This window comes from Methyloceanibacter sp. (genome assembly GCF_051306395.1).
Classification (GTDB): Bacteria; Pseudomonadota; Alphaproteobacteria; order Rhizobiales; family Methyloligellaceae; genus Methyloceanibacter.
In genome coordinates, this window is the sequence record NZ_JBPPND010000241.1 from 1 (window position 1) to 4750 (window position 4750).

General features: G+C 65.3%; 5 protein-coding genes and 1 pseudogene. All 6 read right to left on the reverse strand.

Translation table 11 applies throughout. The features are described from left to right. Window positions 1-404 (reverse strand): annotated as a pseudogene (locus ACSLE4_RS12825) (heme lyase NrfEFG subunit NrfE); the annotation flags it as partial. A 2-nt stretch (window positions 405-406) separates the two neighbouring features. Further along, window positions 407-874 carry a cytochrome c maturation protein CcmE gene (ccmE, locus tag ACSLE4_RS12830; protein ID WP_435904833.1) on the reverse strand — a complete coding sequence of 156 codons (468 nt, stop codon included), beginning with the start codon at window positions 872-874 and terminating at the stop codon, window positions 407-409. After that, window positions 871-2025, reverse strand: coding sequence for a c-type cytochrome biogenesis protein CcmI (gene ccmI / locus ACSLE4_RS12835; protein ID WP_435904834.1), 1155 nt, complete (start codon window positions 2023-2025; stop codon window positions 871-873). Before ccmI ends, ccmE begins: the two co-directional genes overlap by 4 nt. Window positions 2026-2145: 120 nt before the next feature. Then, window positions 2146-2610 (reverse strand): glycine zipper 2TM domain-containing protein, encoded by a 465-nt coding sequence (locus ACSLE4_RS12840; RefSeq protein ID WP_435904835.1) that lies wholly within the window; start codon window positions 2608-2610, stop codon window positions 2146-2148. 136 nt (window positions 2611-2746) lie between these two features. Continuing rightward, window positions 2747-4111: an ATP-binding protein gene (locus tag ACSLE4_RS12845; protein ID WP_435904836.1), complete on the reverse strand. Its 1365-nt coding sequence runs from the start codon at window positions 4109-4111 to the stop codon at window positions 2747-2749. Continuing rightward, window positions 4101-4750: response regulator transcription factor (locus ACSLE4_RS12850; protein ID WP_435904837.1), on the reverse strand; the 650-nt coding region annotated here is incomplete at its 5' end. The genes ACSLE4_RS12845 and ACSLE4_RS12850, both read right to left, overlap by 11 nt.

Here is a 4750-nt window from a genome sequence, read left to right on the forward strand (position 1 = left end):
GCCACGGCGATCGACCCCTGCACCGCGAGCACATTGGCCTGAAGCTGGCGCGGCAGATTGGTGCCGAAGGTCGCCACCGCCGCGCCAAACAGCGCGAGGATCAGCACCCACAAGACCATGGAGCCTTCGTGGTTCCCCCATACGCCGGAGATCTTATAGAGCAGCGGCTTGGCCGAGTGGGAGTTCTGCCAGACATTCGCCACCGAGAAGTCGGACGTGACGTAAGCGGTGGTAAGCGCGATGAAGGCGATGCCGATGAGAATGAACTCGGCTTGCGCCGCCGGAACGGCGACCGCCGTGAGCTGCGGATCGCGCAAGCGGGTGCCGATGACCGGCAGCACCATCTGCACGATGGCGACGCCCAGCGCCAGGATCATTGCATAGTGGCCTGTCTCGGCGATCATCCTCAGTTCACTTTCGATCCCGGACCATCGGCGCCCGTCTCATCGCGCCACACGCCCTGCTCTTTCAGCTTCGCGGCGACTTCGGGTGGCATGTAATTCTCATCGTGCTTGGCGAGCACGCTGTCGGCATGGAACACGCCGTCCGGCTCGAGGACGCCTTCGGTGATCACGCCCTGCCCTTCCCGAAACAGATCGGGCAGCACACCGGTAAAGGTCACCGGCAGGGTCTTCGCCCCATCGGTGACGACGAAGCGGACCGTGGTGCCAGTTCCACGCTCCACGCTGCCTGTCTCCACGAGACCGCCGAGCCGGAAGCGCTGGCCGGGCGCCATCTGCATCCCGGCGACATCGCTCGGGCCATAGAAGAACACAATGGAGTCGCGCATGGCGTAGAGCACGAGCCCGACCGCCACGCCCAGCACCGCCAGACACGTGCCGATCAGAACCCCTCTGCGCTGCTTCCTGGTCATGACTTCAATCCAAGCTCCGCAGCGAGCGCGTCGAGTTGCTCGATGGCTTGCGTGTTTCCAGCGAATTGACTTTTGGCGCGGGCAAGCGCCTCGCGCGCCTCATCGTCACGGCCGAGCACCGTATAGGCCCGGACCAGACGAAGCCAACCGGCCAGATCGTCGCCTTGCGCGTCGAGCCGCGTCGCAAGCTTTTGCACCATGCCCTCGACCATCGTTTGACGCTCGGCCGGCGACATGGTCTGCGCCGCGGCGACGTCCGCCGCGCTTGGACCGCTCACCCCCGGCGGCGTTGCGTCGGACGCCGGCGGCGGCGTACCGGAGAGATGCGCTTCCGCATCGGCGATCCGCGTCTGGACCATGGCACGCCAGCGCTCATCGGCGCCCTCTCTGTCCATGAGACCGCGCCAATCTTCGATTGCCGCCTCATAGTCGCCGTCCTGCTCTTTGGCGATGGCGAGGAGGATGCGCGGCTCGACCAGCGTCTCATCGCTCGCAAGCGCTTGCTCCAGGGCGCGCCGCGCCTCTTCGCTGACAAGCCCGCCCTTCTCCAGGACGAGCGCCTGGCCATAGCCCGACAGCCGCTGCGCCGAAGGCCCGAGCAGCCGGATGGCTTGTCCATAGGCGTCCGCCGCGTCGGCATAACGCCGGCCGGCCATATAGACCGGCGCGATCGCGTCCCAGCCTTCGCCTTCCTCGGGATGCGCGCGCAGCCGCGCCTCGACCCGGGCGACGAGCGCGCCGACATTCTTCTCCTCTGCCGGATCGGTGAGCCGCGCGGCCAAGGGTTGATCGGGAAGAAGGGGAGAGCCGTAAAGGAGATAGAGGCTAAGCGCCGCGAGCGGCAGGACAAGCGCCACGCCGATAAGCGCGGTACGCGCCAGGGCTCCGCCCTTGGCCTCGCCCGACTTGCCACGCGCCTTCTCGTCGGCGGCGAGCAGCCTGCGGGCCACCTCGAGACGCGCAGCTTCCGCCTCGGACTCGCCGATCAGCCCGCGCGCGCGGTCCGCCTCGATCTCGTCGAGTTGATCGCGATAGACCGTGGCGTTGAAAGCATCACGGGCAGGCTCATTGTCGCCGCTGCCCGCCAGCGGGCGCAGCAGAACGAACAGGACGATCGCCGTGAGGCTCGCGAGAATGACCCAAAGCAGCACGAGGGGCCCTAACCTTCAGAAGTCAAACGGAAGGCTAGGCATAGGGAATGGCGCCCACCGGGGCAAGGTTCGCAAGGCCCGCGAAGATTAATTTGCCGCAATGGTGAAACCGGCGCCGAGCTAGCCGACCGGGTTCCAGGTGCCGTCCGGACCCCGGCAAGCCGTGCCACGCGCGGTCTGCGGCTGGCCGCTGATATAGATCGTGTGGGTGTAGGGACGGCAAAAGGAGCTGCCCTGGCGGTAAGGCTTGCCCGGCACGATCTGGCCGCGATGCTGGTTCGCAGGATTGTTCCACGCAGTGGCCTGCCCGGCTTGGCCGTATTCCAGCGCCCGGTATTCCGCCGCCGCCGCAAGCTGGCGATCGCGCTCATCCAAATCGGCGCCGATCAGATTGCCGAGAATACCGCCGGCCATGGCACCGATCGCGAGCCCCGGAATGCGGTTGTTCTTCCCGCCGATCGCTGCACCCGCCGCACCGCCGGCCACGGCGCCGAGAATGGTACCCGTGCCCTGCTTGTTTCCAGGCCCACAGGCCGCCAGGAACAGCGGCACAAGGGCAATCGCAATAATTGGCGTTAGTCTCATCGGTTTCCCCCTCAGCCCAGAGTTAATCAGCTGGTCCCCGGCGAGAGTTTCTATCCCAGGAGTGTAGCGTCTCTGATAAACCTTAAGAATAACAAATCTGGCCAAATTAGGTTGCATTAGCGAGGCACGAGCAAAATCAAGCCGCGGGAAGGGTTAACCGGGCCCTTAAGCCCCCATTGGGCGAGGGTTCGAGCTCGAAGCGCCCTTTATAGAGGTGCGCCAGATCCGCCACGATGGACAGCCCCAGCCCCGAGCCGGGCTTGCTCTCGTCGAGGCGCTGGCCCCGCTTCACAGCCTGCTCGCGCTCAGCCTTGGTCAGACCCGGCCCGTCGTCATCGACGATGACGGTGAACGTCTCGCCGCCGCGGACCCGCTCGGCCCTCACCGCGACGCCCCCTTTCGCCCATTTGCAGGCATTGTCCATCAGGTTCCCGGCCATCTCCTCGAAATCTTGCTTCTCGCCTTGGAACTTCAGCGCGGAGCCGGTCGAGACCTCGAGCGCGACACCTCTCTCGCCGTAGATCCGGTCGAGAGTCCGTTTCAGCGCCTCGAGCACGGGCGTGACCTCGGTCACGTCGCCGATGACGCCCGACCTCGCCGCGACACGGGCGCGATCGAGGTGATGGGTAATCTGCGTGCGCATGATCTCCGCCTGCTCCACCACCTTGTCCGAGAGCGGGCTTTCGTGCGTCCGTGCTTCGTTGCTGATCACGCTGAGCGGCGTCTTCAGGGCGTGCGCGAGATTGCCCACATGGGTCCGGGCGCGCTCCACCACGTCGCGGTTCGATTGGATGAGCGCGTTCAGCTCGATTTGCAGCGGCTTGATCTCGTCCGGCAATTCACCTTTCAGGCTCTCCGCGTCGCCGGAGCGGATCGCCGCCAGGTCGCGACGAATGGCGCGCAAGGGAAGCAGCCCGAACCGAACCTGGAAGAACGTGGCCGCGACGAGACCGAGACCAAGCACCGCCAGCGCCAATATGAGCATGGTGGTGAACTCGGCGAGATCGGCGTCGATCTCCGCGGCATCGCCGGCAACCGCGTAGGAATACGCCTCGGAATCGTCACCGCCGGGCCTGATCTCACGCTCGACGATGCGCAAGTTCTGATCGTCGGGACCGGGCGCATAGCTTCGCCGGGTCAGAGTGTCGTCGGGAGAAATGCCATCCTGACTTGGCAGATCGAGCTGCTGATCGAGCAGCGAGTCCGAAATGTAGAGCGGACGCTTGGCGCCCTCGAGCGGCTTGATCTGCCAGTACCAGCCGGAAAACGGGATGGCGAAGATGGGATCGCCCAGATTGGCGGGCTCTTGGGGGGAATCTCCGCTCTCCGGCGTGCTCGCGGCCACGAGGCTCGTCATATAGACGCTGAGGCGCGCGTCGAAGTTGCGTTCGACGGCCTGGCGGTAGAGGGAGATGAGGAGAATGGCGGCGATGGGGATGACCACGAGGGTCCATGCCGCGGCCGAGGCAAACAACCTGAAGGCGAGGGATTTAGGCCCCATCTTCGGTGTCCGTGAGGCGGTAGCCGAGCCCCCGGACGGTCTTGATGAGGTCGATAGGAAGCTTCTTGCGCAGACGGCCGATGAACACCTCGACCGTGTTGGAATCCCGGTCGAAGTCCTGCTCGTAAAGATGCTCGACAAGCTCGGTGCGCGAGACGACGCGTTCGCGATGCATCATCAGATAATGGAGCACGCGATACTCGTGCGACGTGAGCTTGATCGCCTGGCCGTCGACGGTGACGCGCGCGGATTTGGTGTCGAGGGCGAGCGGACCGCACTCGATCTCGTTGCGCGCATGGCCCGCCGAGCGCCGCAGAAGCGCCCGCAGTCGGGCCAGCACTTCCTCCATATGGAATGGCTTGGCGACATAGTCGTCGGCGCCGGCATCCATGCCCGCCACCTTGTCGCTCCAGCGCTCGCGCGCGGTAAGGATCAAAACGGGCATGCTGCGTTCGTCGCGCCGCCACTGTTCGAGAACGGAGAGCCCGTCCTTCTTTGGCAGGCCTAAATCGAGCACCACGGCGTCATAGGGCTCGGTATCGCCGAGGAAATGCCCTTCCTCGCCGTCGAACGCCGTATCGACGGCGTATCCCGCATCGCCGAGCGCGGTCACGAGCTGGCGGTTGAGATCCGGATCGT